Source organism: Haloarcula pelagica (genome assembly GCF_030127105.1).
Taxonomy (GTDB): domain Archaea; phylum Halobacteriota; class Halobacteria; order Halobacteriales; family Haloarculaceae; genus Haloarcula; species Haloarcula pelagica.
Window position 1 is genome coordinate 2,377,113 of record NZ_CP126161.1, and the last position, 26,338, is coordinate 2,403,450.

Consider the following 26,338-nt stretch of genomic DNA (forward strand, 5'->3'; position numbering starts at 1 on the left):
AGTAGCGCCATGAGAAACATACGGATTACTACACTTCTCGTGGTGTTGACCGTCGTCGTCGCTGGCTGTGGGGGGATGGGCGTCGGTGACGGGGCGTCGAACGGTGACGGCGCCAGCGGGTCGGACGGTGGGGCAAGCGACGGATCGTCGAGCGACGGCGCGAGCGGTTCCGACGGTGGAAGCAGTGCTGACGGCGCTGCCGGCGACGGCGCGGCGGCCACGACCGACGAGTTCGCCGTCGGCGACGCCGACCGGCTCCTCCGTGATGCCGGCAGTTTCACCGCCGAGTGGTCGTTCGCCGTGACCGAGAGCGACGGCAACACGTCGACGGTCACCAACACCTACCGGGTGAACCTCGCCGAGAACCGATCGTACGAGGCCTTCGAGACGGCCGGCACGGACGGCGCTGTCGCCTACGAGTCGTTCTACGCCGACGACATGACCTACACCAAGTACGGGGACGACACGGAGTCGTTCTACCAGGTCGCCCCCCAGCAGACGACCGTCTTCGACAACGCCCGCAACCGGGCGCTGTACGACTACGACGACTTCGAAGACGCGCAGTTCGTCGGCACAGAGCAGTTCGACGGCGTCACCGTCGAGCGCTACGAGTACTCCGACCCGACCGTCTGGCGGAACTACGGCGCCGGAGCGTTTGGCTCCGACGAGAACGTGACGATCAACGACTTCACCGTGGTCGTCCTGGTCGACGAGGACGGGCTGGCGCGCTCGACGGAGTGGACCGTCCGCGGTGTCACCGACACCGGCGAACCGGTCTCTGCAGCCTGGTCGTACACGCTGACCGATGTCGGCTCGACCACCGTCGCCGACCCGGACTGGCTCGACGACGCGAAGGCCCAGTCACAGGGCGCCTGAACTACGTTCCTTCGTAGGCATCGAGCCACGACGTGACCGTTCGCTGTAGCGCGCCGGTGGTCGTCCCGAGGTTCAGCAACTGGTAGCCGTCGGCGGCTTTCTCGTTGACATCGTCCATCCCGAAGCCCAGACCACCGACCGGCACGCCCGCCTCGACGGCCGCCGCGCGGACCGTCTCGACCGCGTCGAGGACCTCGGGGTGGTCCAGTTCGCCGGGGTGGCCAAGCGAGATCGACAGATCCAGCGGGCCGATGAACACGAACCCCAGGTCAGGCACGTCCAGGATCGCGTCGATGTTCTCGACCGCGGCGGCCGTCTCGACGGTCGTCCCGACCAGCGTCTCGGCGTCTTCCGTCTCGATGTAGTCGTCGGCCAACCCCCACCGTCTCGCTCGCGGTGCCGCCAGCCCGCGGTCGCCCGGGCCGTCCTCGTAGCGAAAGCGGGCCGACCGGACCGCCGCTTCGACCTCTGCGGCCGACTCGACACGCGGGAGAAAGACGGTCCTGACGCCGATGTCGAGCGCCTTCCGGACCAGCGTCGGCTCGGTGTCGGGCAGGCGGACGACCAGTTCCACGCCGCTGCGTTCGGCGGCCCGCAGCAGGTGCTCGATGGCGTCGGCGTCCCAGGGGTCCGGCCCGCCGTGTTCGAGGTCGATCCAGACGTAGTCGACGCCCAGATCGCCGTAGAACTCCACGAGCGTCGGGCTGTACGTGTTGTCGAGGATACCGAGCGCGACGCCGCCGTCGTCGAGTCGCGCCCGGAGTCCGTTCGTCGGTGCTGACGGTGCCATACCCGATCTTGTCGGCTGGCGACAATAACTGCACCGCCGCCTACGGTAGCGGGCAGAGACTCGCGGTCAGGACCGCCCTCCCGTCGCTCTCGTTGCGCGCGCCGTGGACCTGCCCGCGCTCGTTCAGGACGACGCCGGGCGCGGTGATCGTCGCTTCCTCGTCGTCGCGCGTCACGGTGACCGTCCCGGTCAGGACGTGGAAGACGTTCGTCGCGTCGGCGTGTTCGTGCGGGTCGATCGACGCGCCCGGGCCGAGGGCGAACGCCTTCACGAGCACGTCGTCGGTCACTGCCAGTTCCGTGTCGAGGAGTTCGCCGGGCGCCGGGTCGAGGTCGGCGTCGGCGAGCAGGTCGAGCGCCATACCGGCCTGTCGGTCCGGCGACCCTTAGCCCCTTTCCGTCCGCGCGTCCTTCCGAACGTCGGCGACGAGGTCGGAGAGGACGTGGAGGTACAGCGTCAGCCCGACGACGACCGCCCACGCCTGTTCGCCCAGCGCGACCAGGCCGAAGACGGCCAGGCCCGCGAGCACGGCGTGGCTGAGGAGCCGCTGGAGCTCAGAGAGGTCGTCGGGGTCGAAGATCGCCCCCTGATCGAGGAGGACGATCCGGGGGTCGCGGACGACCCGGCGCAGGTTCTTCGTCGACCCAGTGTTCAGGTACGCCACGAGGAAGTGATCGAAGTCGATCCCGACGCCGATAGCGACGACGACGGGGAGCAACACGGCCGGACGGGCCGGCGCGACCGACACCAGCAGGAGAACGACGCCCAGCGCAAGCGAGCCGAGTGCGTGGTCCCGGGAGTACACACCGCCAGTTCGCCCGGCCGAACAATAAAGCCGAGTCTCAGTCCATGGCGTCGTCGAGCAGCGAGCGTGCGGCCGCCAGCAGTTCGTCGGCCCGCTCGGGGTCGCGGGACTCTGCGGTCAGGCGGACGAGCGGCTGAGTGCCCGAGGGCCGGACGAGGAACCAGCCGTCGTCGGTGCCGACACGGAGACCGTCCAGGTCGGTCACGTCGTCGTACTCGGCCCTGATCCGGTCTTCGGCGGCCGCCATCACGGCCTCTTTGCGGTCGGTCTCGACACTCGCCCGTCGGATCGGGTACCGCTCGATCCGATCGAGCCGCGCAGAGAGCGGTTCGGTGGCCGCCAGGACGGCCAGTTTCACGGCGGCCAGCGGCCCGTCGGGGCAGTACGTCTCCTCGGGGAAGATCCAGGCGCCCGAGGGCTCCCCGCCGAAGGCGACGCCCTCGTCGCGGGTCCGCTCTGCGACGTAGACATCGCCCACGCGGGTCCGGACCACGTCGGCACCGACCTCCGCGAGCGCGTCGTCGACCGCCAGACTCGTATCGACCGGTGCGGCGACCGACTCCCCGTCGCCGGCCTCCTCGCGGCCGAACATCGCGAGCAACAGGTCGCCGGGGACGAACGCCCCACCGTCGGCGACGGCCATCATCCGGTCCGCGTCGCCGTCGTGGGCGATTCCGAGGTCGGCCCCGGTCGCCTCGACGGTCGTCGCCAGCGTCTCGCAGGTCTCGGCTGTCGGTTCGCTGGGCCGCCCCGGGAACCGGCCGTCGGGCTGTGCGTTGAGCGTCTCCACGTCGGCCCCGAGTTCGTGTAACGCGTCGGCGCTGACCCCGCCCATCCCGTTCCCGAGGTCGACGACGACCGAAAAGCCGTCGAGGGAAACGCCGGCGGCGTCGGCGGTGCGTTGGCCCGCCTCGGCGAGCGCCCGCCGGTGGACGGCGCCGGCATCGGGCCACTCCCGACAGACTCCCTGTCCGTCCCAGCCCGCGAGGTCGTAGTCGCTCGCCTCGATCCGGGCCTCGATCTCGTCCTGCTGGGCCGTCGAGAACGCCTGGCCCGAGGGCGTCCACAGTTTCAACCCGTTGTCGGGCGAGGGGTTGTGCGACGCGGTCACGACGATCCCGGCGTCGGCGTCCCGGTGGGCGATCCCCCGGGCGACCGTCGGCGTCGCCGCGGTTCCGGCGTCGACGACATCGGTTCCGGTCTCCTGGAGGCCGGCGACCACCGCGTCCCTGAGCATCCGGCCGGAGTCCCGGGCGTCGCGGCCGACCACCACGCGGCCGGCGTCGGTGCCGACCGCGCGGCCGATGTCAAGCGCCACTGCTGCCGTGATCCGTTCCCCGACTGGGCCGCGAACGCCGCTCGTTCCGAACATGCACGGGACGACGAGTCCCGACCGCATAAAACAGACCGACCCGCCGTCTCCGCGGACAACCGGCAGACGTTCGGTGCACCGATAGCTTCAGGCACCACTCGACGCATCAGTGGTGTATGACCGAGCGGCACCTGCACGCGACGGTGAGCATCCGTGGGGTCCTCCGGGCGCCCGACGGCGACGTGCTCTTGCTCCGGCGGGCCAGCAACGGCGGCTGGGAGCTCCCCGGCGGCCGGCTCAACGCTGACGACGACGACGTTCCCGCCGGGCTCCACCGCGAGATCAGCGAGGAGACCGGGCTGGACGCGACCATCTACGAGCCGGTCCACGCCGTCTCCTGGCGAAACGAGGCGGACGAGGGGCGGTTCGCGGTCTACTACCACTGCCGGGTCACGGATCGGGCGGTCTCGGTCAGTGCCGAACACACGGCCCACGACTGGCTTCCCGTTGGGGAGGCGACCGACCGGCTCAGCGATCCGCAGGCGACCGCGGCCGAACGTGTCGCCGACGCCGCCTCGGGGGACTAGCCGGCGTGTCCACCGAACCGGACGACCCCGACCACCGGCTGTTCGCGGCCATCTACGACCCGGCGACCGCGCTCGTCGAACGGACGCTCCTCCGGCCCCACCGCCGATACCTCGCCCGAGACCTCGACGGGACGGTGTTGGATCTCGGGGCCGGAACCGGTGCGACGTTCCCGTATCTGGCAGACAGCGGTCTGGTCCTCCACGCCGTCGAACCCGACGACCACATGCGCCGGCGGGCCGCCGAACGGGCGCGCGCTCTGGGGCTCGACATCGACCTCCGATCGGCCGGCGCGACCGATCTGCCGTACGCCGACGACACGTTCGACACGGTGATCGCGTCGATGGTGTTCTGTACGATCGGCGACCCGGAGGCGGCACTGGACGAGGCCGCACGCGTGCTCCGGCCCGGCGGGGAGTTCCGTTTCCTCGAACACGTCGCCGACGACGGCTGGCGCGAACACGTCCAGCACGCCCTGGCACCGCTGTGGCGGCGCCTCGCGGGCGGCTGTCACCTCACCCGGCGGACGGCGGCACTCTTTGCTTCCCACCCCGCGTTCGACGTGGTCGAACTCGAACGGCGGAATCTCGGTCTGACACCGGTCCGCCCGTTCGTCCGGGGGCGGCTCCGCAGGCGTGCCTGACCGGCGGCGCCACCGACCCGTCCTGGTCCACCGGGTATTTATCCCGGCCGCGACATCCTCCGGGCAATGACTGAGACGCCAACTGGTCGGCAGGTGCTGGTCACCGGCGGCGCCGGGTTCATCGGGAGCCACATCGCCGACGCCTTCCTCCCGGAGAACGACGTTCGGATCCTCGACGACTTCTCCTCGGGATCACGGGAGCGGTGTCCGGCCGGCGCGACCGTGATCGAAGGCGACATCCGCGACCGAGAGACGATCGAGACGGCCATGGACGGCGTCGACCTGGTCTTCCACGAGGCGGCCGTCGTCAGCGTCGCCCAGTCCGTCGAGGACCCCGAGACGAGCCACGCGACAAACGTCGACGCGACGCTCTCGATCCTGGAGGCCGCTCGCCGCGCTGACGCCCGCGTGGTCTTTGCTTCCAGCGCGGCGATCTACGGCGCGCCCGAGTCGATCCCCATCGCCGAGGACGACCGCAAAGAGCCAAGCTCCCCGTACGGCCTGGAGAAACTCAGCGGCGACCACTACTGCCGGCTGTACCACGACCTCTACGGCCTCGAGACGGTCCCGCTGCGGTACTTCAACGTCTACGGACCCGGTCAGACTGGCGGCGACTACGCCGGCGTCATCAACGTCTTCACCGACCAGGCCCGCGACGGCGGGCCGCTGACCGTCGACGGCGACGGCGAGCAGTACCGCGATTTCGTCCACATCGACGACATCGTCCAGGCGAACGTGCTCGCGGCGACGACAGACGCCACCGGCCGAGCCTACAACGTCGGCACCGGCGAGCGGACGACGATCCGCGAACTCGCCGAGGCGATCCGCGACCGGATCGACCCCGACGCCGACATCGTCCACACCGACCCCCGGCCGGGCGACATCCGTGAGAGCCGGCCCGACATCTCGCGGGCGCGCGACCAGTTGGGCTACGAGCCGACCGTCTCGCTCGGCGACGGGCTGGACGACCTGCTGGGCTAACGGCGCTCGACAGGCGTCGAACAGCGCATACAGAGCGTGTTGTTGCCCGCCCAGTTGACATCGGTCGACTCGCAGGCCGGACAGCGGTGGTTGTCGTTGTTGTACTCGGTCGTCCCGCGTGGCGCCGCCAGATACCCCGATTCGACCACCCGATCGACGAGGCTCGGGAACCGCCGTCGCTTGTAGCTGGCACGGTGTGCGAGGAAGGCGCCGGCGTCGGCGGGGTCGCTCCCGTGGAGGTCCTCCCACTTGATCGCGATCTCGCCGTCGTCGAGGCTGCGCGCGACCTGTTTGATCGGTCCCGCGGCGGCGTCGAACAGCGGCGTCGTCCCGACTGCCTGTGGGCTGTCGACCCCGTCGCCGGCCCCCTCGTAGGCCGATTCGGCGTCCCGGTACGCGTCGGCGACGCCGCTCATGTCTCCTGCCGTCCGGAAGTCGGCGACGAACTCGTCGAGACAGGCCCGCTGGACCGGCCGGTCGAGCCCCTGCTTGAGGTCTTTCGCCACCGAGACCCCCTCGACGCCCCGACGGGTCGCTCGTGCGCCCCGGCCGGCCACCCGGTAGGCGATGGCGGCCACACAGAGAAATTGGAGTCCCGCCCCGACCCACCCCTTCTCGTCCGCGTCGAAGGGGGACTGCTCCGCCCGAGGTGTCGCGAGCCTGTGCCAGGCCGCTCGTGTGTACTCGTTGCCGGCCCGTTCGTACTCTCGCCGGGCGAGCGCACCGATCGCACGCTGGCGGTTCTCGCTGCCGTCGTCGGTCATACCCCCAGTTGGACCGGGGACGGATAGGCACCCCGGTTGGCCAAGACTCACAGCCGTCCAGCCCGTATCCGGACCATGGACCGAAACGACGTTCGAGCGGCCTGGGACGCGGTGTCCGAGACGTACGCCCGGTCGCGTGACCCGAGCGGTTCCGACGCCGCGTTACTCGACGATTTTCTGGCGGGACTCCCTGCCGACCCGGTCGTCCTCGATGTCGGGTGTGGCGACGGCGCGCGGACGCTCGCCAACCTCCCGCCCGGGAGCCTCGGCCTGGACTTCTCCCGGGCCGGCCTCGATCTGGCGGCCGAGACCGTCCCGCAGGCTCGCCTCCTCCAGGCAGATATGACTGCGATCCCGCTGGCCGCGGACACGGTGGACGGCGTCACCGCCTACCACGCGGTGTTCCACGTCCCGCGGGACCAGCAACGCGGTGTCTTCGCGGAGTTCGCCCGGGTCCTCAGACCCGGCGGTGTCCTGCTCATGACGCTGCCGGGCGGGCGCTTCGAGACGGTCCGGCGGGGCTGGATGGGCGGCGAGATGTTCTTCTCCTCGCCCGGCCGGGCGACCACGCTGGAGTGGCTCCGCGAGGCCGGGTTCGACGACCTTCGGACCACGACCGCCGACGATCCGCTCGGATCGAGTACGGAGTTCGTCTTCGCGACGCTCGCCCGGGACTGACGCCGGACTGTCGTGGCGTCGTCGCTGGCGAAGGTTATTAAATAATCCGAGATACTTTAGCAAGTAGTTGGGTCCAACGGCCCATTTTTAACAGCCAGTTTAATAATCTGTGGCGAACTACGTTCACACAATGAGCCCCCCTGATTCGGACCACGAAACATCGACCGGCACGACGATCCGGCTCTCGGTCCCCGACATGGACTGTGCCTCCTGTGCGGGGAAGGTAGCGAGCGGGCTCGACCGGGTCGACGGTGTCCTCGACTACGAGACACGGCCGACCACCGGCCGAGTAGTCGTCACTTACGACCGGGCGCGGGCGACCGAGTCCGATATCGTCGACGCTATCGAGGGCGCTGGCTACGAGGTCGTCGACAGCGACGGCGACGAAACGATCACGCTCTCGGTTCCGGAGATGGACTGTGCCTCCTGTGCCGGGAAGGTGGAGACCAGCCTCGACCGGGTCGACGGCGTCACGGGCTACGAGACCCGGCCGACGACGGGGCGCGTGATCGTCTCGTACGACGCCGGGCGCACGAGCGAGGCCACCCTCGTCGACGCCATCGAGAGCGCTGGCTACGAGGTCGTCGACAGCGACGGCGGGGGTACCGACGATAGCGACCGTGAACAGGGGGCCACAGCCGGCGTCTGGCGCAGCACGCGGGCGAAAAAGACCGCCGTCGGCGCCGTCTTCCTCGCTGCCGGGCTGGCACTGGAGTTTCTCGTCGGCGGCGCCAACCCCGAACTCGCGACCGTCCTCGGCGAACCGCTGTTGCTCGCCGACGTGCTGTTTCTGGTCGCTGTCGCGGTCGCCGGCCAGTCGATCGTCCGGAACGGCTACTACTCCGCGAAGAGCCTGAACCTCGACATCGACTTCCTGATGAGCGTCGCGATCCTGGGCGCGCTGGCGGCCAGTCTGGCCTTCGGCGAGGCGCTGTACTTCGAGGCCGCGACGCTGGCGACGCTGTTTAGCTTCGCCGAACTCCTCGAACGCGTCTCGATGGACCGCGCCCGCGACTCGCTACAGGAACTGATGGACCTCTCGCCCGACGAGGCGACGGTCAAGCGCGGCGAGGACACGGAGACCGTCCCCGTCGAAGCCGTCGCCGTCGGTGACGTGGTCGTCGTCAGGCCCGGCGAGAAGATCCCGATGGACGGCGACGTGGTCGACGGAAACAGCGCGGTCAATCAGGCCCCCATCACCGGCGAATCGGTACCGATCGACAAGACCACCGGCGACGAGGTGTACGCCGGGACGATCAACGAGGGTGGATACCTCGAAGTCGAGGTCACCTCCGCCGCGAGCGACAACACCCTCTCCCGGATCGTCGAGATGATCGAGGACGCCCAGTCGAACAAGACCGACCGCGAGCAGTTCGTCGAGCGCTTCGCCGCCTACTACACGCCTGCCGTGGTCGCGTTCGCGGTCCTCGTGACGGTCGGCGGGCCGTTCCTTCTGGGGACGACGTGGTCCGAGGCGTTCGTCAACGGCCTGACGCTGCTCGTGTTGGCCTGTCCCTGTGCCTTCGTCATCTCGACGCCCGTCTCGGTCGTGTCGGGGCTCACGAGCGCCGCGAAGAACGGCGTCCTGATCAAGGGCGGTTCCCACCTCGAAGCGATGGGTGCGGTCGACGCCGTCGCCTTCGACAAGACCGGGACCCTCACCAAGGGCGAACTGACGGTGACCGACGTAGTGGCGCTCAACGGGAACACCGAAGCGGACGTGTTGCGGTGTGCCCGCGGGCTCGAAACCCGGAGCGAACACCCCATCAGCGAAGCGATCGTCCAGCGGGCCGAGGGGGCCGACCTCGACGAACGCGAGGTCGACGACTTCGAGAGTATCACCGGCAAAGGGGTCCGGGCCGAACTCGACGGGACGCCCCACTACGCCGGCAAGCCAGGGCTCTTCGCCGAACTCGGGTTCGACCTCTCGCACGTCCACGCGACGACCGACGGCGGCGTCGTCACCCGGACCAGCCAGCAGTTGTGCGAGCGAAACGACTGTCTCGATCTGCTCGCCGACACCGTCCCCACACTCCAGTCGGAGGGCAAGACCGTCGTGCTCGTCGGGACCGAGGACGAACTGGAAGGGGTCATCGCCGTCGCCGACGAGGTTCGGCCCGAGGCCGCGGCGGCCATCGAGCGGCTGAAAGCCCTCGGTGTCGAGCGGACGGTGATGTTGACCGGCGACAACGACCGGACCGCGGCGGCGATCGCCGAGCGGGTCGGCGTCGACGACTACCGCGCCGAACTGCTCCCCGACGAGAAGGTCGCGGCCGTCGAGGCGCTGGTCGAGGAGTTAGAGGGCGGCGCGGCGATGGTCGGCGACGGGATCAACGACGCTCCGGCGATGGCGACGGCGACCGTCGGCGTGGCGATGGGCGCGGCCGGCACCGACACCGCACTGGAGACGGCCGACGTGGCGCTGATGGGCGACGACCTCTCGAAACTGCCCTACCTCTACGAACTCGCGGGCAAAGCCAACGGTGTCATCCGGCAGAACATCGGCGCGAGCCTCCTCGTCAAGGCCGGCCTCGCGCTCGCGGTACCGTTCCAGCTCGTCCCCATCTGGCTCGCGGTGCTCGCCGGCGACGCCGGGATGACCGTCGGCGTCACCGGCAACGCGATGCGACTCTCCCGCGTCCGGGCGGACGGAGTCAGTCTCGACGCGAGCGACTGATCCCGAGCGGGGCTACCGACCCGGCACTGCACCGACTACTCCGACGGATTCTCGACTGGTAGCTTGCCCTGGACAGACACACCCCAGTAGACACAACACACTGCGCCCGCCGCTCTTCGAGGGCATTCCGCGCGATGGCGGATTTGATATCGTGGCATAAAGTTTATCGCCGTCCGCTGCCGGAGTCCCCTGTCGATTTCGGGTCCCGGCCAGAAACGGGCTACTCGGTGTATGCGGCCAGTTCTTCGAACTCGCCCGCGGCGATCGCGCCCGCGAGCGCGTCCGTATCGACCGACCCGACGAGTGCGGGGTACTTCCGCTTGAAGTAGTTCACGATGTTCTCGATGTCGCGGGTCAACAGTTCCCGCGCGTTCTCGTGGTCCGTCGGGACGGCCTGGGGCCAGTCGAAGACGACGACACCTTGCTCGGTGACGAAGACGTTGTACTCGCTCATATCGGCGTGGACGAACCCCGCGTCGTAGGCGGTCCCCATCTCGTCGAGGACCAGTTCCAGGACGGGCACCACCTGTGGGTCCGAGAGTTTGGTCCGGGAGAGTTCGACGCCGTCGATCTTCTCCATGACGATCGCGTGGCGGTTCGTGTCGACCGGCTGTGGGACGGACACGTCGGGATACAGCGTCTCCAGGGCTTCGTACTCCCGTTCGGCGGCCTTGCGGGCCGTGTACTGCCAGGAGACGTGTTCCCGGTCGGCGGTGTACTCGCGTTCTTTCATCACCTCCCGGAAGTTCGTGTACCCTTCGCGGTGGAACTTCAGGGCCAGTGGCTTGTACGACTGGGCCTCGTAGACATCGCTCTCCTTGCCGACCCCCAGGGGCGCGCCGACACCTTCGAGCGTCTCGCGCTGGGCGAAGGTGTGGAGCGCGAGCGCGTCGTACCCCTCGAAGGTGAGCTTGAACCCCTGGTACTGGATGGTCTTGCGCTCGACGAGGCCGCGGTCCTCACACCGATCCAGCCGGTAGTCGACCTCCTCCGCGGTCAGCCGGGAGAACTCGACGAGTTTCTCGCGGGCGACGTACTCCGAGAACCGCATCCCGTGTTCGACCCCCGACAGCAGGTTGATGTCGTCCTGCTCCAGCTCGGCGACCACCGGGGCGACGTTTTCGACCATTACACGCTCGTACTCGCCGGACTGGTAAAAGCTCGGCGCGTCGGACGGGCCGACCACGATATATCTTATCTCGCTATACAGAATGGTGATCGGTCGCCTGCCCGATCGGGGCCGTCGACGCTACTCGCGTCTGGTCCGACCCGGCACAAAGTGTTTTCCGACGGACCACCGAGAGACGCCATGGTCCTTCCGCTGGAGATGGGGTGGCGACACCTCCTGTTCGAGAACTGGCCGGTCGACCCGGACGTGATGGACGCACATCTCCCGGCGGTGCTGGAACCGGACGTTCACGACGGCACTGCCTGGCTCTCTGCTGTCCCGTTCACGAACGTCGCCGTCAGACCGAAAGGCCTGCCGGAACCGCTCGGGATCAGGCTCCCGGAACTGAACCTCAGAACGTACGTCACCCACCGGGGTGTCCCCAGCGTCTACTTCTTCAGCCTGGACGCACAGGGGGTCGCAAGCGTCGTCGGCGCACGCCTGTTCCACCACTTGCCGTACTTCTACGCCCGAATCGGGCTGCGATGGGAGCAGGGACGTGTTCGGTTCACCAGCCGCCGGCACCACCCGGGGGCACGTCCTGCTCGCTACGAGGGGACGTACTGGCCGAGCGGTGAGCCGTTCTCCGCGCCGTCGGACCCGCTCGCGGCGTTTCTCGTCGAGCGCTATCGGTTCTACACGCAGGCACCGGACGGCTCGATCCGCTACACCGATGTCGACCACGACCCCTGGACGCTCTACCCGGCTGAGGCCGATATCGGCACGGACACGCTTCTCGCCTCGGCCGGGTTCGCACGCCCAGACGCGGACCCGGTCTACTACTACAGCCCCGGGTTGGATGTCGTCGCGTCACGGAGCAAGCGGCTCTGAGACACGACTACCCCCGGAGGAGGTTCATGACCTCGTCGACGACATCGGGCTCGACAGCGACGACGTACCGGCGACCGGGACGGAGTTCCGTGTCCGGCTGGGCGATTCGATCGCCGTCCTCGTCGGAGATGACGAGCGTTCCGGCCGGGAACCGGACGTTGGCGAGCTGTTTCCCCGCGGCCGGTGCGCCTTCCTCGACGAGCACTTCCATGATGTCGAGGGTCCCGGTTACGTCGGCCAGTGTCTGCACGTCGCTGCCGACGATCTCGTTGGCGGCGACGCGCGCACCCGACCGTTCGGGGTAGACGATGGCGTCGACGAACTCCTCGTAGCCGGCTCCGTCCCCGTGGTCGATCCGCGCGACGGTTCGGGTGTCCGGCGACAGCCGGGTCGCCATCATACAGACCGCGAGGTTCACCCCGGTCAAGCCGGTCAGGCCGGCGACGACATCCGCTTTCTCCAGGCCTCCCTGGGCGAGGATCTCCGGGTTCGTCGCGTCGCCCTTGATGACCGTCGCGAGCCACTCGTCGGTCAGTGCCTCACAGACGGCAGGGTCGCGCTCGACGATCGTGATCTTGTGACCGCGGTCGTCGAGTAACTCCGCTGTCTGGAAGCCGACACGCCCACCGCCGACGATGATGACCGATATGTCCTGTGTCATGTTAGTCGTCCTCCGCGGCCGCTCGTTCCGTCTCGGCCTCCTCCGCCGATGTCCTGAGTGTCGTCAATCCGTAGTATGCGACGACACCGAGGCCGATCCAGCCGCCGCTCAAAAGCAGTGCGAGCACGTCCGTCCGGAGCAGGTAGACCACGAGCACGCCGGTCAACAGCAGGTTCAGGGCGATCCCCAGGACGGGCGGAACCGGGTAGTACGGCAGTTCGTACGGCCGTGCCATATCGGGCCGCTCGCGCCGGAGCTTGATGACCGAGCCGTTGACGATGACGAAAGAGAGCAGGAAGAACAGACTCGACATGTTCCCGGCGCTCTGGGTCGGCAACACGACCGAACTCAACATCACCACCGCGCTCGCGAGGATCGCCCAGAACGGCGTCCCGAACCGGTGGTGGAGCTGGCCGAACGAGGGGAGCAACTGGCCCTCACGCCCCATCGAGAACGCCACCCGCGAGGAGGCGATCACCACCGCGTTCAGTGCCGTCAGCGTCGAGAACACCGCGCCGAAGACGATGACGGCGCCGCCGTTGCCGATGACCGGGAACTGCGGCATGAAGTTCGTCGCGGCCTCCGCGATGCCGGCCTCGCCGGCGCGTGCTAGGTCGACCCAGCCGAGTGTGCCGATGGCGACACTGACAACGGCGATGTAGACGACGAGCGTCACGGCCAGACTGATGAAGATGGCTTTGGGGATGTTCTCTCGCGGGTTCTTGACCTCCTCGGTGACCGTCGTGATGAGGTCGTACCCCTCGAAGGCGATGAACGTCAGGCCCATCGCCGGGAGGATGCTGAACGCGGTCTTGTCCCCGGGAAAGAGCGGCTGGAACTCCGCGCCGGAGAACTGTGGCGAGGTGACGCCGTAGCCGACGAACACGACGAGGATACTCACCTTGATCGCCGTGAAGATCGTCTCGACGCTCCCGCTGGCGGCCGTCGAGGCGGCGTTCAGCGACACGAGCAGGAGGACCGCCAGGAACGCCAGTCCGACCGCGACGGGCACGCCGACCCCGAGAGCGGGGATCGCGACGGATCCGACCTCGCCGGGCGCGGCCGTCAGCCCGTAGACGTGCAGCAACTCAAGGAAGTTCGGCGCGAACCCGAGCGCGTACAGTCCGCCGGCGACCATGTACGCGAACCAGAGTAACCACCCCATCATGAACGACGGCAGGTCCGCGAACACCTCGCGGACGAAGGCGTAGCCACCGCCGCTCTTGGGGATCGCCGAAGCCAGTTCGGCGTACGACAGCGCCGTGAAGGCGGTGACGATCCCGTTGAGGACGAAGACGAGCAACGCTGCCGGGCCGGCGATCTCTGCGGCCAACCCGGTCAGGACGAAGATGCCGGCGCCGATCATCGCGCCCATCCCGATCATCGTCGCGTCGAGCAGGCCGAGTTCGGCCTCCGGGGCGCGTTTGCCGTGACTACTCATCGCTCGCTGTCCGGGCTTCCCGCTGCTGTCGTGTCCTTGACGCCCCGGTTCGCGCTGTCGCCGGTCGACTGTCCTAGGTCCATGCGCGTGATCGTGTCTAGCAAGGGCTCTCAATTCAAACTGTGGGTGCGTCCGAAGCGTGTACCCCAGCGAGCGGGACGACGCCCCATCGACGTTTCCTATCGTGACAACAGGTGTATAGCGTCAGACGCACAGTCCGGCCGCTCGACACGAGTGCTACTCGAAAACCGGCCGCTGGCCGCTACAACCCTTCGAACTGGCCGATCGACTCGCGCCAACTGTCGGGGATCGGGACGGGGGCCTGCTCGTCGCGACCGTAGGTGACGACGGTCGTCTCGCCGGTCGCCGCGACCGTGTCGTCGTTCCGGACCTCGTACTCGAAGAGGAAGCTCTTCTCGCCCAAGCGTGGGACCCGGACGCCGACGGTGACGCTGTCTGTCATCCGGATCGGCTGTTCGAAGTCGAGCTCTAGGTTGGCGATGACGATGCCGGTCCCGCCACCGGTCGCGGTCAGCAAGTCGTCCTCGCCGCTGCCGACGACATCGGCTAGATAGTCGATCCGCGCCTCTTCGAGATAGGTCCCGTAGCGGACGTTGTTGACGTGACCGTACGTGTCCAGATCGTCGTACCGCACCGAGACTTCCGTCGTGTACTCGAAGCTCATGCCAGGAGTTCCGCGTGTTTCTGCTTGAGCTTCTCGATCTTCGGCGGGATCGTCATGGTGCAGTAGGCCTGGTTGGGGTTCTTCTCGAAGTAGTCCTGGTGGTACTCCTCGGCGGGGTAGAACGTCTCCAGGGGTTCGACTTCGGTGACGATGTCGTCGTCGTAGCCCGGCTGGATCTCCTCGATGAACGCCTCGACGGCAGTCCGTTGGGCCTCGTCGTGGTAGAACACGGCCGAGCGGTACTGTGTCCCCACGTCGTTGCCCTGACGGTTCAGCGTCGTCGGGTTGTGCGTCGTGAAAAAGACCGCAAGCAGGTCCTCGTAGCTCACAACGTCCGGGTCGTACGTGATCTGGACACACTCGGCGTGACCGGTCTCCTCCCGACAGACCGCCTCGTAGCTGGGGTCTTCGACGTGGCCGCCGGCGTACCCCGAGACGACTCTCTCGACGCCCCTGACTTGCTTGAAGACGGACTCGGTACACCAGAAACAGCCGCCCGCGAACGTCGCCTGTGCTGTCATACTCTCGCGTACGCGCGCGAACTACAAAAGGCGACGGCCGAGAGGCGACACGCCGACACCCGGGTCGCTACCGGTCGACATCGCCCATGATCGGGTCGAGACTGCCGATACTGGCGACCAGGTCCGGGATGAACTCGCCCTCGGAGATCGCCGGGAGCACCTGGACGTGTGAGAAGGAGGGGCCACGGATCTTGAACCGGGCGGGTTTCTCGGTACCGTCCGAACGCATGTAGATCCCCAGTTCGCCTTTCGCGGACTCGACGGCGCGGTAGAGTTCCGTGTCCGGATCGGGCCGTAGCGTCCGCGGGACGTTGGCCTGGATCTCGCGGTCCTCCTCGGGCCACTCTTCGAGGAGATCGACACACTGCTCGATGATCTTCGCCGACTCCTCGACCTCGCGCATCCGGACCAGCACGCGGGCGAAGTTGTCGCCGCTCTGCTCGGTTGCGACCGACCACTCCAGTTCGTCGTAGTAGCCGTAGGAGTCGTCCCGCCGGAGATCGTAGTCGACGCCCGACCCCCGCGCGACCGGCCCGGTACAGCCGTAGGCCTTGGCGGTCTCGGCCGCGAGGTGTCCGGTGTCGACGGTCCGCTTTTGAAACACCTCGTTGCTGGTCAGCATGTCGTGGTACTCGGTGAGTTTCCGGGGGAGCGAATCGACGAACGTCCGGATCTTCTCGAAAAAGTCCGCGCGGGGTTCGGGCAGGTCCCAGGCGACGCCGCCGACCCGGAAGTAGTTGAACATCAGCCGCTGGCCGGTGAGGTCTTCGAGGATGTTCTGGACGATCTCTCTGTCCCGAATCCCCCACTGGAAGACGGCGGTGAACTCGCTGATCACGTCCAGCGCGTAGGTCGCGACCGCGAGCATGTGCCCGAGGATGCGGGAGAACTCGGCGCTCATCGTCCGGATCACCTGGGCGTACTCGGGCACGTCGATGTCGGCCATGTCCTCGATGACACGGGCGTATGCCCACTCGTTACAGAGGCCGGCGCCGCTCCAGTCCCAGCGGTCGGGGTAGGGCATGATCTGGTGGCGGTAGGTCCCTTGCTCGCACATCTGTTCCTCACAGCGGTGGATGTAGCCGATGTCTGGGTCCACGTCCGCGACCGTCTCCCCGTCCAGCGTGACGTTCAGGTGGAGGACGCCGTGAGTCGAGGGGTGGTGTGGCCCCATGTTGATGTGCATGGTGTCGGGCCCCTCGCGGCGGTCTTCGAGGATGCGCTCGTGTTCGCGGTAGGTGACGATCTGGGGCTGGTTCTGGTCGTAGTCGGGCGAGAGCGGGTGGCCCTGCCAGGTCTCGGGCAGGAGGATGCGTCGCAGGTCTGGGTGGCCGTCGTACTCGATGCCGACCAGATCGTAGGCCTCCCGCTCGTGCCACCCGGCGGTCGGGTACACCGGCGCAGCCGACTCGTTGTGTGGGTCGTCGGTCGGCGAGGGGACGACCACGGACAGTTCCTTCGTGGGATCGTCGTAGCTCCGGAGGTGGTAGATGCTCTCGTAACGGTCCTCGTAGGCCTGGGCGGTGACACAGGCACAGTGGTCCAGCCCGGCCTCCGTCTTCAGCGTCGAGAGGACGTTCTGGACCTCGTCTGCGCGGACGACGACTGCGGGGGCGTTCCCGTGGTGCTCGGTCTCCAAGACGTGTTCGCGGATCGGCGCGACGAGCGCCGACTCCCCTGCCTGGTCGGCGACGGCGACTGTCCGGGACATACGCGTACCCACGCGGGCAACCCCCGTCGAACTGGTGCCTCTGATGCGAGGCGCATTTATACGTGGCACCGAAACGACAGCTGTGAAGTACGTTCGGCTCTCGCTGGCGATGGGCCCCGAGATCCGCCACCCGATGCACCAGTTCCTCGTCGAGACGGAGGGGTACGACGCCAGCTACATGCTGCGGGGCAACAGCGTCGGCGAGGAACTCCAGACGCTCCTCTTTCACGTCGACGGCTTCCCGCCCGACCCCTACCGGGCGGCTCTGGAGGCGACCGACATCGTCGTCGACTACGCCATCACGACGTGTCCGGACGAGACGTTCTACCTCTACGTCCAGGACCGCCCGAGCGAGACCGACGCGGCGCTCGTCGAGGCGCTGACGCGGGCCCGCCTGGTCGTCGTCTCGCCGATCGCGTACCTGGCCGACGGCACCGTCGAACTGACGCTGGTCGGGCCGGGACAGGCCGTCCAGCGCGCCGTCGAGGCCGTCCCCGATTCGATCGACGTGGACGTACTGGAGGTCGGCACGTACGACAGCAGGCGGCTGGACACCGGGAGCACGCTCACCGACCGGCAGTTCGCGGCCGTCGCGGCCGCCGTCGAGACCGGCTACTACGACAATCCGCGGGGCGGTAGCGTCGCGGATGTCGCAGAGCGCATCGACTGTGCGCCCGGGACCGCGGCCGAACACCTCCGGAAGGCGGAGGCCCGCGTGATGGCCGGGCTCGTCGATTCGGACGCCGGGCCGGTGTGATCGGGGCGGTCCGGAACCTCTTTGGCCGGTCGAACCCGATCCAGCGGTATGCTCAGAGTGGGTGCACACACTTCTATCGCTGGCGGCGCGTACAACGCCGTCGACGAGCAGGTCGACTACGGCGGCAACTGCGGCCAGATCTTCTCCCATTCACCACAGGTCTGGCAGGACCCCAACATCGAGGACGACGAGGCGGCGAAGTTCCGAGACCGCTCGGCCGAACACGACGTGGGGCCGTGGGTCATCCACTCCTCGTACCTGGTCAACCTCTGTACGCCCAAAGACGACCTCCGCGAGAAATCCGTCGACTCGATGCAAAAGGAGGTCGACGCCGCCGCGAAACTCGACATCGACTACGTCAACGTCCATCTGGGCGCCCACACCGGCGCCGGCGTCGACGGCGGCCTCGACAACGCCGCCTCGGCGCTCGACGAACTGGACGTGCCCGAGGGCGTCACCGTCCTCGTCGAGTCCGACGCCGGCAGCGGGACGAAACTGGGCGGCGACTTCGAACACCTGGCGACGGTCCAGGAACGGACCGGCCTCGACATCGAGTTCTGTCTGGACACCGCCCACGCCTTCGCCGCCGGCTACGACCTCTCGACCCCCGAGGGGGTCGAGGAGACGTTCGCCGAGTTCGACGCGGTCGTCGGGCTGGAGGATCTGGCCTGTGTCCATCTCAACGACTCGAAACACGCCTGCGGGACGAACAAGGACGAACACGCCCACATCGGCGAGGGCGAGATCGGCAAGGCGGGGATGCGTGCGTTCCTCAACCACGACGCCGTCGCCGACGTGCCCCTCGTCCTCGAGACGCCGACCGAGAACGGCAAGAGCTTCGACTGGAACATCGACCGAGTCCGGGAACTCCGGGAATAGATCCTTCGAAGGAACCCGTGCGACAGTTCACTGCGGACTACCTGGAAGCCACCCGAACGGGGATGTGGGCCGACTCCCGCGAGGCGCTCGCCGACCTCGGGCTCGCCGACGCCGACCGCGTGCTCGACGTGGGCTGTGGCACCGGCGAACTCACCCGCGTCCTCCGGGAGGAGACGGACGGGACCGTCGTCGGCGTCGACGCCGACGCCGACCTGCTGGCCGCGGTCGGCCAGCCGACGGTCCAGGGCGACGCCACCAGGCTCCCCTTCGCCGACGACAGTTTCGATCTGGTGGTCTGTCAGGCACTGCTGATCAACCTCCCGGACCCGGGCGCGGCGGTCCGGGAGTTCGCCCGCGTGGCCACCGACCGGATCGCGGCCGTCGAACCGGACAACGCGGCGGTCACCGTCGAGTCGACGGTCGCGGCCGAACCGCCGCTGGCCCGGCGGGCCCGACGGTTCTACCTCGACGGCGTTGACACCGACGTGGCGCTCGGCGACGACGCGGCCGACCTCTTCCGGGGGGCCGGCCTGTCGGTGGTCTCGACGCGCCGGTACGACCAGGTCCGAGAGATCGCCCCGCCGTACGGCGAGCAGGCGGTCCGCGCGGCGCGTCGGAAAGCGACAGGAGAGGGGCTGGAGAGCGACCGTGAGACGATCTTGGACGGCGAGACCACTCCGGAAGAACTCGACCGTCTGCGTGAGCGGTGGCGGAAGATGGGCCGGACCGTCGTCGATCAGATGGGCGACCGGGCGTACGAGCGCCGCGAGACGGTCCCCTTCTTCGTCACCGTCGGGCGGGTGTAGTCAGACTACGTCGCCCCGCACCGACGGCCCGTCCTGGCGTTCCCGGGAGGTACGGACCGCGTCGGCGGCCTCACTGGCCTCGGCTTCCTCCATCCCGAGCATCTCCAGGGCGCCCGACAGCGTCGGGAGGACGAACTCGCCGTTGCGCAGTTTCTCGAAGGCCTCGGCCGACCGCTGTCCACCGTCGGACGCGTCCGACGAGGATCGCCCCGCTCCGCTCGCCTCACCCCCTACCCACAGGCAGGCACCCCGCGGGTCGAGGAGTTGCTCGTAGTCGTCGCGGGCCATCGCCCCCTTGAGCCGCTGGGTGACGTTGTCGTCGAAGGAGGCGTTACACACCTCCAAGTGGATCGGCTCGTCTGTGTCGGGCAGGAGGTGGGCGGCCAGGCACTTCTCGGGCGCGGCGTGGCCGTTGGCGTTGGCCCGCAGGTAGTCGGGGAACTCCTCGGCCCACGCGGCCCGGACCGTCTTGCCGACGCCGTCGACGCCGTGGCTCCGCTGGAACTCCTCGGCCCGGTCGGGGGCGTCTTTGAACAGGATGTCCTTGGTGACGTAGACATCCAGGCGGTCGATCGGATCGAGTCCCAGCGCAACGTCGCCGAACACCCACACCTCCCGGACTGGAACCGCCATCCGTTCGTCCTCGACGGTCGCGACGATCTCCTCGACGCGCTCGACGGCCGTCGAACGGTCCATGCTCATTGACGGTGCGTAGGACGCGGTCGCTGAAAACCCTGCCTCTCCGTCGCGGGGGACGGTTTTTTCACCGACGGTGCCCCAGCGCCGTCCATGCAGATCCGGGTGTACGACGACGGCGCCGAGCAGGACTGTCTCCTCGTGTTGGGCTGGGGGAACCGCTGTCGCCACGAGAACGTCCAGTGGCTCGTCGACCGGGTCGCCCGTGAGTACCGGACCCACGTGGTCGAACTCCCCACCCACATCACCGACCTCCAGCGCGAGTGGGTCGATCCCGTCCGTGAGTACGCCGCCGACCTCGGCGAGTTCCCGATCCTCGCCCACAGCGCCGGCGGACTCACGACGGCCTTCCTCGACGATCCGGGCGTGACGAACCGCGTCTACCTTTCGCCGTGGTGGGGCAGCGACCTCCCGCTGCCCGACGCGGTCGTCGATTTCGTGACGAGTCTCCCGGTCTCGAAACCGGTCGTCCCGACCGGGAACCTGGAGGGCGACGCTATCGGCGACCTGGCGACCGAGGCACAACTGGCCGACGGCCCCGACGCTGCCTCGCCGGCCTTCCTGCGGACGACCGGCCGCGCCCACGACCGCCTCCCGCCCGCCCGCGAGGACGCCGTCGCCTTCTGTACGCTCACTGACCGGGTCGTCGATCCCCGCGCCGTCGGCCGGCGACTCCACGCCGACCGCATCCGACTGTACCAGGGCGGGCACGAACTGTTCTCCTCGTCGAGTCGGGAGCGACACATCGACACCGTGCTCGCCGCGCTGGACCGGGGCCCCGCTGCGCTCTGATCAGGCGCGTTTGTCCTCGTCGGTGCTGACGTGGACGGTCTTCTCGACGGTCGCGTAGACGACGCCCTCGCTGTCGACGAGGTCGACGGTGTACTCCCGGTCGACCGATTCCTGATCTGTCAGTGCTGTTTCGATGCGCTCGACCTCCACGTCGGGCATCTCGAAGGTCGCGTACAGCGTCTCGGTCGCGGGCTTGCGAAAGCGGATGGCGGCGTCTTTGTCCCAGACGACGTACTCCTCGGAGAGCCGTCGCATGAGCATCACCATGTAGAAGGGGTCGACAGCACTGTAGAGACTCCCGCCGAAGATGGTGCCGACGATGTTTCGGGTCCGCCAGGACAGCGGGAGTTTCAGGTGGATCTCCGACCAGTCGTCCTCGATGTGTGTCACCCGGCCACCGGTCCCCAGATAGGAGGGCCACCAGTTGAACACCACCCGCTCTAATCTCGTCCGCAGGGACTCGCCCATTACACACAGCAGGGGGCCAGACACACATCACGGTTTCCCTCTCGAAACAACTCGTACGAGGTTCCAAACCGAGACGAAACCCTCACCACTGCCCACGCGAAAGCAGGGGTAATGGAGTGTGACAAGTGCGGTGCGGACGCGGTGCTGCACGCGGCCTACTCGGGGCTCTATCTCTGTGAGGACCACCTCTGTCGGGCCGTCGAGAAACGGGTCCGCCGCCGGATCCGCGAGGACGGGCTGGTCCCCGACGACGCGACGCCGGAGGACCCCGAGACGTGGGTCGTCGGGCTCTCCGGGGGGAAAGACAGCGTCGTCCTGACGGAGATCCTGACCGATGTCTTCGAGCAGGACCCACGGATCGAACTCGTCGCGCTCTCGATCCACGAGGGCATCGAGGGCTACCGCGACGAGAGTCTAGACGCCAGCCGGGAGCTGACAGACGCGCTGGGCATCCGCCACGAGGTCGTCGGCTACGAGTCCGAGTTCGGCGTCCGGATGGACGAGGTCGTCGAGGACGACCCCGAAGGGATGGCCGCCTGTGCCTACTGCGGCGTGTTCCGCCGGGACGTGCTCTCGCGGTACGCCGAGAAACTGGACGCTGACAAACTGCTGACCGGCCACAATCTCGACGACGAGGCCGAGACGGCGCTGATGAACTTCTTGGAGGGCGATGTCGCACAGATGGCGAAACACTTCGACGCCTCGCTGGGCCCCTTCGAGGGCGACGGGGACGCGCCGACCGACCGCGCCCGCGAAACACAGGACCACCACGTCCCGCGGGCCAAACCCCTGCGTGACATCCCCGAGAAGGAGGTCGCGCTGTACGCTCGCTTCCGGGACCTGCCGGCCCACATCACCGAGTGTCCCCACGCCGAGGAGGCCTACCGGGGAGAGATCCAGGAGCTGATGCTGGGCCTCGAACAGAACCACCCCGGGACGCGCCACTCGATCATGGCTGGCTACGAGAAACTGGCCGCCCTGGCGGCCGACACCTACGGCGGTGACGACGCCGAGGCCGACTTCGGGGAGTGTGAGAACTGCGGCGCGCCGACCGCCCGCGACCGCTGCCGGAAGTGCAACCTGCTGGACGCGCTGGACGCCTGAGACCGTTGTCAACTTCGATACTGTCCCGTTGATACTATCACCGTTCGAGTACTACTTCCCACTCGATACGATGGTCCCCGGGGTCTCTTTCGCCAGTGAGCGGAGCGTCTCGCCGGTCGTCGGCGGTGTCCTCATGCTCGGTATCGTGGTGTTGCTGGTGGGGGCGTCCGCCGTGTTCGTCTTCCAGTTGACCGAGGAACAGACGCCCGCCCCGGAGACGGCCTTCGACCTCGAACGGACCGACAGCGGCGCCTACGAACTCGTCCACGAGGCCGGGCCGGAACTCGACGGCGACCGCGTCACGCTCCGTGGCGTCGCCGATCCTGATGTCCTCCGCGGTCGGACGCTTTCGGCCGGCCAGTCGGTCGTCGTCTTCCCCCAGGACGAGACCGTCCGGATCGTCTGGATCGAATCCGAGGGGGAACCGTCCTCCTACATCCTCTCGCGGTTCGACATCGGGGCGACGGTCGCCTCCGGTCGGTTCCCCGGCGGGACGATCTTCACCGGCAACGCCACCGAGATCACCACCATCGCCGGCGACGGCGGCACCGTCAGCGTGGTCCCGAACGCCAGCGGGATCGAAGCCATCGGCCCGCCAAACGCCGATGTCACCGGCGACGGCGCACCGGGTGTCCCGTACGTCAACGGGAGCGGGGCCGTCAAACTCGTCGACGCGACCGGGGACGTGACCACCGTCACGACCAGCGCGACCGTCCCCGATGTCACCGAAGACAAGACGCGCCTGGCCACCGGCTCCTGGAACGGGAGCCCGCCGTCGGTGTTTTTCGTCAACGACACGAGCCCGTCGGCCATCTACCGAGCGACGCCCGCCGGCGGCGGGACCGTCGTCGCGGCGCCGGGCGACGGGGCGAACGCGGTCGTCGGACCGGGCGACATCGACGGCGACGGCACGGACGAACTCGTCTTCGTCGACGCGAGCCAGACGGTCCAGTATCTCGAACCCGGCGGCAGCGTCCAGGATACGTCGGTCAGTCTCGGCTCCAGTACCGGCATCGGTGCCGGGACGATGGCCGACTTCGACGGCGACGGCGCGGTCCGAGTCGCCAGTGTCGACGGCGGCAACGATATCGTCCTCACGGACGACACCGGCGGGGACACGGTGACGAGCGGCGACGTGACGGGCGGGTCGGCACCCACCGCACAGAAAGCGACCACGGCGGCTGCCGATGTCGACGGCGACAGCACTCCCGAACTGGTCTACCTGGAAGAGAGCACCGGCGACGTGAAGTATCTCGACGACATCGGCAGCGGGACGATCGACATCGAGTTCCTGAACGACGCGGACGGCGACCGGATCGACGGCTACGCACAGACGGGCGTGGCCTGACGGCGTCGCTGGTCGGGCGAAAAAACGGGAGAAGTGGGGGTCGGGAGTCGACGGGTTACTCGTTGGTCCGGATCACGTCGAGACCGTTGTTGGTCTCGACCTCGCTGCGCCCGCCGTCGGTCTCGCCGTAGCCCGCGGAGTGGCCGCTGCTGCTCCGACCACCGCTCTGGCCGCCGGCGCTCGCGCCACCGGTTTCGACGTTCTCGCTGGCGTCGAAGGAGGTGTCGTCGCCGACCTCCTGGATGGCCTCACGGGACTTGTTGGCCTGCTTCTGGGTCGTCGGCCCCAGGACCTGTGCGGACTGGACGCCGGTCATGATCGCCATGACGCGGACCTTGCCCTTGTACTCTTCCTGGATGCGGGCGCCCCAGATGACGTTCGCCGAGGCCTCCAGGCGCTCGGTGATGTTCTGGGCGATGCCCTCGGCCTCCTTCAGCGTGAGGTCCGGGCCGCCGGTGATGTGGACCAGGCCGCCGCTGGCGCCGCGGTAGTCCACGTCCAGCAGCGGGTGGTTCATCGCGTCCTTGACGACCTCCTGTGTCTTGTTCTTGTCCTGGGTCTCGCCGACCAGCATGACGGCGACGCCGCCCTGGTTCATGATCGATGTCATGTCGGCGTAGTCCAGGTTGATCAGGCTCGGTTGGGTGATCGTCTCGGAGATCCCCTTGACGGTTTCGGCGATGATCTGGTCCATCACCGAGAAGGCCTTCCCGATCGGCAGGTTCGGGACGTAGTCGAGCAGGCGGTTGTTGTCCAGGACGATGATCGAGTCGGCTTCCTGGCGGAGCTTCTCCAGCCCTTCTTCTGCCTTGACGGTGCGGGCACGCTCGACGTTGAACGGCGTCGACACCATGCCGACGACGATCGCGCCCTGCTCTTTGGCGATCTTCGAGACCACGGGGGCGGCACCCGTCCCGGTCCCGCCACCCATACCGGCGGTGACGAAGACCAGGTCGGCGTCGCCCAGGACTTCCTTGATCGTGCCCTGGGCCATCTCGGTCGCCCGCTCGCCCATCGAGGGGTCGCCACCGGCACCGAGGCCGTTGGTCAGGGACTTCCCGACGAGGATCTTCGTGTCGGCCTCGATCATCTTGAGGTGCTGCTTGTCCGTGTTGATCGCCACGGTGTCGGCACCTTCGACGCCGATGTTGTACAGGCGGTTGACCGTGTTGTTCCCGGCGCCACCGCAGCCGACGATGACGATACGGGGGTCACCGAACCCGTCGACATCTTCGTCCGACAGCTGCTTCTGTTCTTGCTCGTCGCGTTCGAGGGCTTCGTTGACGATATCCTGCATCGTTATGCCCTCGCCCAGCTCCGCTTGCGGTTCCCGGTCCGCTCGGAGTTCTCCTGCTCGGCGAGCATCTCACGAACAGCGGCCCGGATCGCCTCGCTCCGGTTGGGGTACTCCCCCGTCGCGACCATCTGTTCGACCTCTTCGATCTGCTGTTTCGGAATCCGTAGTGTCACACGCTCCATGTTCGTATTTCCCCTTTGGGTAAGACGACTCGGTCCGGTGCCGTACGCGGCCCGGGCCGACTGTTTACACGGCGAAACCGCCGGACTGCGGCGTCCATGCCGCCCCGGCGACCGCCGCGTAAGACAAGCCGTCTTACGCAACCTGTACCACAGACCGTTATGTATTAAAACTTTCCCCGGTCGTATGACATCGGGACGTTTCCGACGCAAACGGGGCTGTCTGTGGCGTACACGGCGTTTACGAATTATCGAGAACGTCGGCTGCTGGCGTCCGGCGGCCACAACTCGGGCAGAATCCCCAGTCCGACCGGAGCTCGTCACCGCACTCACAGAACACGCGGCGGGACGCTTTTTCCCCACAGTTCGGGCAGTAAACGTGGGACGACGACACCGTCTCACCACACTGGGCACAGTCACGTGCCACGCTCGACTCGGCGGTTTCGTCGGCGGCCGAGTCCGTCTTACGTGACTCAGCGTCGTGTGACACATCCGCCGACGGGTCGTGTGACACGCCGTCGGCGCCGTCGGACTCGGACTCCGAATCCGGCGTCACAGACCGCGAGTCGCCGTCAAGCGTGATGTTTACGTTCACGTCCTGTGCGCGCTGACGGCTGGGGGCGTCGTCGAGTCTGTCGGCGATGATCGTGTCGACACGCTCCGCGATGAACTCGTCGATGCTGTCCATGTCCGTCGACGTGGGAGACACGGCACCGTCGGCCGTCGAAGGCGTGCCCTCTCCCAGGTACTCCCGGAGGGCTTCCCGCATGACCTCGCTCTTGGAGGCGTCGAACTCCTCGAGCCGTGCGACGAGGTCGTCGTCGGCGCGGAACGTGATCTTGCTCATCCGACTCGTCAGACACGATGGCGCCCGAGTAATTAA

At 67.8% G+C, this 26,338-nt stretch carries 29 protein-coding genes; 13 read left to right on the top strand and 16 right to left on the bottom strand.

Features of this window, described 5'->3' with window-relative positions; genetic code table 11:
* Window positions 1-9 precede the first annotated feature (9 nt).
* The gene (locus P1L40_RS12480) at window positions 10-876 is read left to right on the top strand and encodes a DUF7537 family lipoprotein (protein ID WP_284007420.1); all 867 of its coding nucleotides are present in this window, start codon (window positions 10-12) and stop codon (window positions 874-876) included.
* Between the two features lies 1 nt (window position 877).
* Here P1L40_RS12480 and P1L40_RS12485 read toward each other — a convergent pair whose 3' ends face one another.
* Genes P1L40_RS12485 through glmM form a run of 4 tightly spaced genes read right to left on the bottom strand, consistent with a single transcriptional unit; the run spans window position 878 to window position 3,843 of the window.
* The gene (locus P1L40_RS12485) at window positions 878-1,666 is read right to left on the bottom strand and encodes an HpcH/HpaI aldolase family protein (RefSeq protein ID WP_284007421.1); all 789 of its coding nucleotides are present in this window, start codon (window positions 1,664-1,666) and stop codon (window positions 878-880) included.
* 40 nt (window positions 1,667-1,706) lie between these two features.
* Window positions 1,707-2,027: a cupin domain-containing protein gene (locus P1L40_RS12490; RefSeq protein ID WP_284007422.1), complete on the bottom strand. Its 321-nt coding sequence runs from the start codon at window positions 2,025-2,027 to the stop codon at window positions 1,707-1,709.
* A 24-nt stretch (window positions 2,028-2,051) separates the two neighbouring features.
* Window positions 2,052-2,471, bottom strand: coding sequence for a hypothetical protein (locus P1L40_RS12495; protein WP_284007423.1), 420 nt, complete (start codon window positions 2,469-2,471; stop codon window positions 2,052-2,054).
* Window positions 2,472-2,508: 37 nt separating this feature from the next.
* Complete coding sequence (gene glmM / locus P1L40_RS12500) at window positions 2,509-3,843, bottom strand: phosphoglucosamine mutase (protein ID WP_284007425.1); 1,335 nt, start codon at window positions 3,841-3,843, stop codon at window positions 2,509-2,511.
* A 116-nt stretch (window positions 3,844-3,959) separates the two neighbouring features.
* Here glmM and P1L40_RS12505 point away from each other — a divergent pair, with 116 nt between their 5' ends.
* The 3 genes from P1L40_RS12505 (at window position 3,960) to P1L40_RS12515 (ending at window position 5,992) form a co-directional block, all read left to right on the top strand.
* A complete protein-coding gene (locus tag P1L40_RS12505; protein WP_284007427.1) occupies window positions 3,960-4,370 on the top strand; it encodes an NUDIX hydrolase in 411 nt (136 codons plus the stop codon).
* Between the two features lie 5 nt (window positions 4,371-4,375).
* The gene (locus P1L40_RS12510) at window positions 4,376-5,011 is read left to right on the top strand and encodes a class I SAM-dependent methyltransferase (RefSeq protein ID WP_284007429.1); all 636 of its coding nucleotides are present in this window, start codon (window positions 4,376-4,378) and stop codon (window positions 5,009-5,011) included.
* A gap of 66 nt (window positions 5,012-5,077) precedes the next feature.
* Window positions 5,078-5,992 carry an NAD-dependent epimerase/dehydratase family protein gene (locus tag P1L40_RS12515; RefSeq protein ID WP_284007430.1) on the top strand — a complete coding sequence of 305 codons (915 nt, stop codon included), beginning with the start codon at window positions 5,078-5,080 and terminating at the stop codon, window positions 5,990-5,992.
* Here the strand turns inward: P1L40_RS12515 and P1L40_RS12520 are convergent.
* Window positions 5,989-6,756 (bottom strand): hypothetical protein, encoded by a 768-nt coding sequence (locus P1L40_RS12520; RefSeq protein ID WP_284007432.1) that lies wholly within the window; start codon window positions 6,754-6,756, stop codon window positions 5,989-5,991. The two genes, P1L40_RS12515 and P1L40_RS12520, sit on opposite strands and share 4 nt — an antisense overlap.
* Window positions 6,757-6,831: 75 nt before the next feature.
* Here P1L40_RS12520 and P1L40_RS12525 point away from each other — a divergent pair, with 75 nt between their 5' ends.
* Both P1L40_RS12525 and P1L40_RS12530 read left to right on the top strand, forming a co-directional pair.
* Complete coding sequence (locus tag P1L40_RS12525; protein ID WP_284007433.1) at window positions 6,832-7,434, top strand: class I SAM-dependent methyltransferase; 603 nt, start codon at window positions 6,832-6,834, stop codon at window positions 7,432-7,434.
* A 130-nt stretch (window positions 7,435-7,564) separates the two neighbouring features.
* Window positions 7,565-10,111, top strand: a complete 2,547-nt coding sequence (locus P1L40_RS12530) for a heavy metal translocating P-type ATPase (RefSeq protein ID WP_284007435.1) — start codon at window positions 7,565-7,567, stop codon at window positions 10,109-10,111.
* Window positions 10,112-10,331: 220 nt separating this feature from the next.
* Here P1L40_RS12530 and P1L40_RS12535 read toward each other — a convergent pair whose 3' ends face one another.
* Entirely contained in the window at window positions 10,332-11,240 is a 909-nt protein-coding gene (locus tag P1L40_RS12535) for a serine/threonine-protein kinase RIO2 (protein WP_284007436.1), read from the bottom strand.
* 180 nt (window positions 11,241-11,420) lie between these two features.
* On the opposite strand from P1L40_RS12535, the gene P1L40_RS12540 reads away from it, so the two are divergent.
* On the top strand, window positions 11,421-12,110 hold the full coding sequence (locus tag P1L40_RS12540) for a YqjF family protein (protein WP_284007439.1): 690 nt from the start codon (window positions 11,421-11,423) through the stop codon (window positions 12,108-12,110).
* Window positions 12,111-12,117: 7 nt separating this feature from the next.
* On the opposite strand, the gene P1L40_RS12545 is transcribed toward P1L40_RS12540, so the two are convergent.
* The 5 genes from P1L40_RS12545 to P1L40_RS12565 all read right to left on the bottom strand — a co-directional run bounded on the left by P1L40_RS12545 (window position 12,118) and on the right by P1L40_RS12565 (window position 17,129).
* On the bottom strand, window positions 12,118-12,771 hold the full coding sequence (locus tag P1L40_RS12545; protein WP_284007440.1) for an NAD-binding protein: 654 nt from the start codon (window positions 12,769-12,771) through the stop codon (window positions 12,118-12,120).
* Window position 12,772: 1 nt separating this feature from the next.
* Window positions 12,773-14,212 carry an APC family permease gene (locus tag P1L40_RS12550; RefSeq protein ID WP_284007442.1) on the bottom strand — a complete coding sequence of 480 codons (1,440 nt, stop codon included), beginning with the start codon at window positions 14,210-14,212 and terminating at the stop codon, window positions 12,773-12,775.
* A gap of 262 nt (window positions 14,213-14,474) precedes the next feature.
* Window positions 14,475-14,897, bottom strand: a complete 423-nt coding sequence (locus P1L40_RS12555; RefSeq protein ID WP_284007443.1) for an acyl-CoA thioesterase — start codon at window positions 14,895-14,897, stop codon at window positions 14,475-14,477.
* The gene (gene msrA, locus P1L40_RS12560; protein WP_284007445.1) at window positions 14,894-15,418 is read right to left on the bottom strand and encodes a peptide-methionine (S)-S-oxide reductase MsrA; all 525 of its coding nucleotides are present in this window, start codon (window positions 15,416-15,418) and stop codon (window positions 14,894-14,896) included. Before msrA ends, P1L40_RS12555 begins: the two co-directional genes overlap by 4 nt.
* Window positions 15,419-15,485: 67 nt before the next feature.
* Window positions 15,486-17,129 (bottom strand): NADH-quinone oxidoreductase subunit D, encoded by a 1,644-nt coding sequence (locus P1L40_RS12565; RefSeq protein WP_284007448.1) that lies wholly within the window; start codon window positions 17,127-17,129, stop codon window positions 15,486-15,488.
* Window positions 17,130-17,211: 82 nt separating this feature from the next.
* On the opposite strand from P1L40_RS12565, the gene P1L40_RS12570 reads away from it, so the two are divergent.
* From P1L40_RS12570 to P1L40_RS12580, 3 genes are all read left to right on the top strand, one after another.
* Entirely contained in the window at window positions 17,212-17,886 is a 675-nt protein-coding gene (locus P1L40_RS12570) for a helix-turn-helix domain-containing protein (RefSeq protein WP_284007450.1), read from the top strand.
* A gap of 48 nt (window positions 17,887-17,934) precedes the next feature.
* The gene (locus P1L40_RS12575) at window positions 17,935-18,765 is read left to right on the top strand and encodes a deoxyribonuclease IV (protein WP_284007452.1); all 831 of its coding nucleotides are present in this window, start codon (window positions 17,935-17,937) and stop codon (window positions 18,763-18,765) included.
* Between the two features lie 62 nt (window positions 18,766-18,827).
* Window positions 18,828-19,571 (top strand): class I SAM-dependent methyltransferase, encoded by a 744-nt coding sequence (locus P1L40_RS12580; RefSeq protein ID WP_284011070.1) that lies wholly within the window; start codon window positions 18,828-18,830, stop codon window positions 19,569-19,571.
* Here P1L40_RS12580 and P1L40_RS12585 read toward each other — a convergent pair whose 3' ends face one another.
* Window positions 19,572-20,267 (bottom strand): DUF7095 family protein, encoded by a 696-nt coding sequence (locus tag P1L40_RS12585; protein WP_379775898.1) that lies wholly within the window; start codon window positions 20,265-20,267, stop codon window positions 19,572-19,574.
* A 93-nt stretch (window positions 20,268-20,360) separates the two neighbouring features.
* Here P1L40_RS12585 and P1L40_RS12590 point away from each other — a divergent pair, with 93 nt between their 5' ends.
* On the top strand, window positions 20,361-21,059 hold the full coding sequence (locus tag P1L40_RS12590; protein ID WP_284007455.1) for an alpha/beta hydrolase: 699 nt from the start codon (window positions 20,361-20,363) through the stop codon (window positions 21,057-21,059).
* On the opposite strand, the gene P1L40_RS12595 is transcribed toward P1L40_RS12590, so the two are convergent.
* Window positions 21,060-21,527, bottom strand: coding sequence for a DUF4442 domain-containing protein (locus P1L40_RS12595; RefSeq protein WP_284007456.1), 468 nt, complete (start codon window positions 21,525-21,527; stop codon window positions 21,060-21,062).
* Between the two features lie 111 nt (window positions 21,528-21,638).
* Here P1L40_RS12595 and ncsA point away from each other — a divergent pair, with 111 nt between their 5' ends.
* Together ncsA and P1L40_RS12605 are read left to right on the top strand one after the other, a co-directional pair.
* Entirely contained in the window at window positions 21,639-22,631 is a 993-nt protein-coding gene (ncsA, locus tag P1L40_RS12600) for a tRNA 2-thiolation protein NcsA (RefSeq protein WP_284007458.1), read from the top strand.
* Between the two features lie 70 nt (window positions 22,632-22,701).
* Window positions 22,702-23,979 carry a type IV pilin domain-containing protein gene (locus P1L40_RS12605; protein ID WP_284007460.1) on the top strand — a complete coding sequence of 426 codons (1,278 nt, stop codon included), beginning with the start codon at window positions 22,702-22,704 and terminating at the stop codon, window positions 23,977-23,979.
* Window positions 23,980-24,034: 55 nt separating this feature from the next.
* On the opposite strand, the gene ftsZ is transcribed toward P1L40_RS12605, so the two are convergent.
* From ftsZ to P1L40_RS12620, 3 genes are all read right to left on the bottom strand, one after another.
* Window positions 24,035-25,276 carry a cell division protein FtsZ gene (ftsZ, locus tag P1L40_RS12610; protein WP_284007462.1) on the bottom strand — a complete coding sequence of 414 codons (1,242 nt, stop codon included), beginning with the start codon at window positions 25,274-25,276 and terminating at the stop codon, window positions 24,035-24,037.
* 2 nt (window positions 25,277-25,278) lie between these two features.
* Window positions 25,279-25,458, bottom strand: a complete 180-nt coding sequence (locus tag P1L40_RS12615; RefSeq protein ID WP_284007463.1) for a ribbon-helix-helix domain-containing protein — start codon at window positions 25,456-25,458, stop codon at window positions 25,279-25,281.
* A gap of 238 nt (window positions 25,459-25,696) precedes the next feature.
* The gene (locus tag P1L40_RS12620) at window positions 25,697-26,302 is read right to left on the bottom strand and encodes a double zinc ribbon domain-containing protein (RefSeq protein ID WP_284007465.1); all 606 of its coding nucleotides are present in this window, start codon (window positions 26,300-26,302) and stop codon (window positions 25,697-25,699) included.
* Between the last annotated feature and the right edge of the window lie 36 nt (window positions 26,303-26,338).

Bases quoted from the DNA above. Each gene is read 5' to 3' on its own strand.
- msrA (WP_284007445.1), bottom strand. From the start codon at position 15,418: ATGACAGCACAGGCGACGTTCGCGGGCGGCTGTTTCTGGTGTACCGAG.
- P1L40_RS12515 (WP_284007430.1), top strand. From the start codon at position 5,078: ATGACTGAGACGCCAACTGGTCGGCAGGTGCTGGTCACCGGCGGCGCC.
- P1L40_RS12575 (WP_284007452.1), top strand. From the start codon at position 17,935: ATGCTCAGAGTGGGTGCACACACTTCTATCGCTGGCGGCGCGTACAAC.
- P1L40_RS12520 (WP_284007432.1), bottom strand. From the start codon at position 6,756: ATGACCGACGACGGCAGCGAGAACCGCCAGCGTGCGATCGGTGCGCTC.
- P1L40_RS12545 (WP_284007440.1), bottom strand. From the start codon at position 12,771: ATGACACAGGACATATCGGTCATCATCGTCGGCGGTGGGCGTGTCGGC.
- ftsZ (WP_284007462.1), bottom strand. From the start codon at position 25,276: ATGCAGGATATCGTCAACGAAGCCCTCGAACGCGACGAGCAAGAACAG.
- P1L40_RS12615 (WP_284007463.1), bottom strand. From the start codon at position 25,458: ATGGAGCGTGTGACACTACGGATTCCGAAACAGCAGATCGAAGAGGTC.
- P1L40_RS12550 (WP_284007442.1), bottom strand. From the start codon at position 14,212: ATGAGTAGTCACGGCAAACGCGCCCCGGAGGCCGAACTCGGCCTGCTC.
- ncsA (WP_284007458.1), top strand. From the start codon at position 21,639: ATGGAGTGTGACAAGTGCGGTGCGGACGCGGTGCTGCACGCGGCCTAC.
- P1L40_RS12620 (WP_284007465.1), bottom strand. From the start codon at position 26,302: ATGAGCAAGATCACGTTCCGCGCCGACGACGACCTCGTCGCACGGCTC.
- P1L40_RS12530 (WP_284007435.1), top strand. From the start codon at position 7,565: ATGAGCCCCCCTGATTCGGACCACGAAACATCGACCGGCACGACGATC.
- P1L40_RS12505 (WP_284007427.1), top strand. From the start codon at position 3,960: ATGACCGAGCGGCACCTGCACGCGACGGTGAGCATCCGTGGGGTCCTC.
- P1L40_RS12555 (WP_284007443.1), bottom strand. From the start codon at position 14,897: ATGAGCTTCGAGTACACGACGGAAGTCTCGGTGCGGTACGACGATCTG.
- glmM (WP_284007425.1), bottom strand. From the start codon at position 3,843: ATGTTCGGAACGAGCGGCGTTCGCGGCCCAGTCGGGGAACGGATCACG.
- P1L40_RS12540 (WP_284007439.1), top strand. From the start codon at position 11,421: ATGGTCCTTCCGCTGGAGATGGGGTGGCGACACCTCCTGTTCGAGAAC.
- P1L40_RS12590 (WP_284007455.1), top strand. From the start codon at position 20,361: ATGCAGATCCGGGTGTACGACGACGGCGCCGAGCAGGACTGTCTCCTC.
- P1L40_RS12480 (WP_284007420.1), top strand. From the start codon at position 10: ATGAGAAACATACGGATTACTACACTTCTCGTGGTGTTGACCGTCGTC.
- P1L40_RS12605 (WP_284007460.1), top strand. From the start codon at position 22,702: ATGGTCCCCGGGGTCTCTTTCGCCAGTGAGCGGAGCGTCTCGCCGGTC.
- P1L40_RS12535 (WP_284007436.1), bottom strand. From the start codon at position 11,240: ATGGTCGAAAACGTCGCCCCGGTGGTCGCCGAGCTGGAGCAGGACGAC.
- P1L40_RS12585 (WP_379775898.1), bottom strand. From the start codon at position 20,267: ATGGACCGTTCGACGGCCGTCGAGCGCGTCGAGGAGATCGTCGCGACC.
- P1L40_RS12565 (WP_284007448.1), bottom strand. From the start codon at position 17,129: ATGTCCCGGACAGTCGCCGTCGCCGACCAGGCAGGGGAGTCGGCGCTC.
- P1L40_RS12595 (WP_284007456.1), bottom strand. From the start codon at position 21,527: ATGGGCGAGTCCCTGCGGACGAGATTAGAGCGGGTGGTGTTCAACTGG.
- P1L40_RS12490 (WP_284007422.1), bottom strand. From the start codon at position 2,027: ATGGCGCTCGACCTGCTCGCCGACGCCGACCTCGACCCGGCGCCCGGC.
- P1L40_RS12485 (WP_284007421.1), bottom strand. From the start codon at position 1,666: ATGGCACCGTCAGCACCGACGAACGGACTCCGGGCGCGACTCGACGAC.
- P1L40_RS12525 (WP_284007433.1), top strand. From the start codon at position 6,832: ATGGACCGAAACGACGTTCGAGCGGCCTGGGACGCGGTGTCCGAGACG.
- P1L40_RS12580 (WP_284011070.1), top strand. From the start codon at position 18,828: ATGTGGGCCGACTCCCGCGAGGCGCTCGCCGACCTCGGGCTCGCCGAC.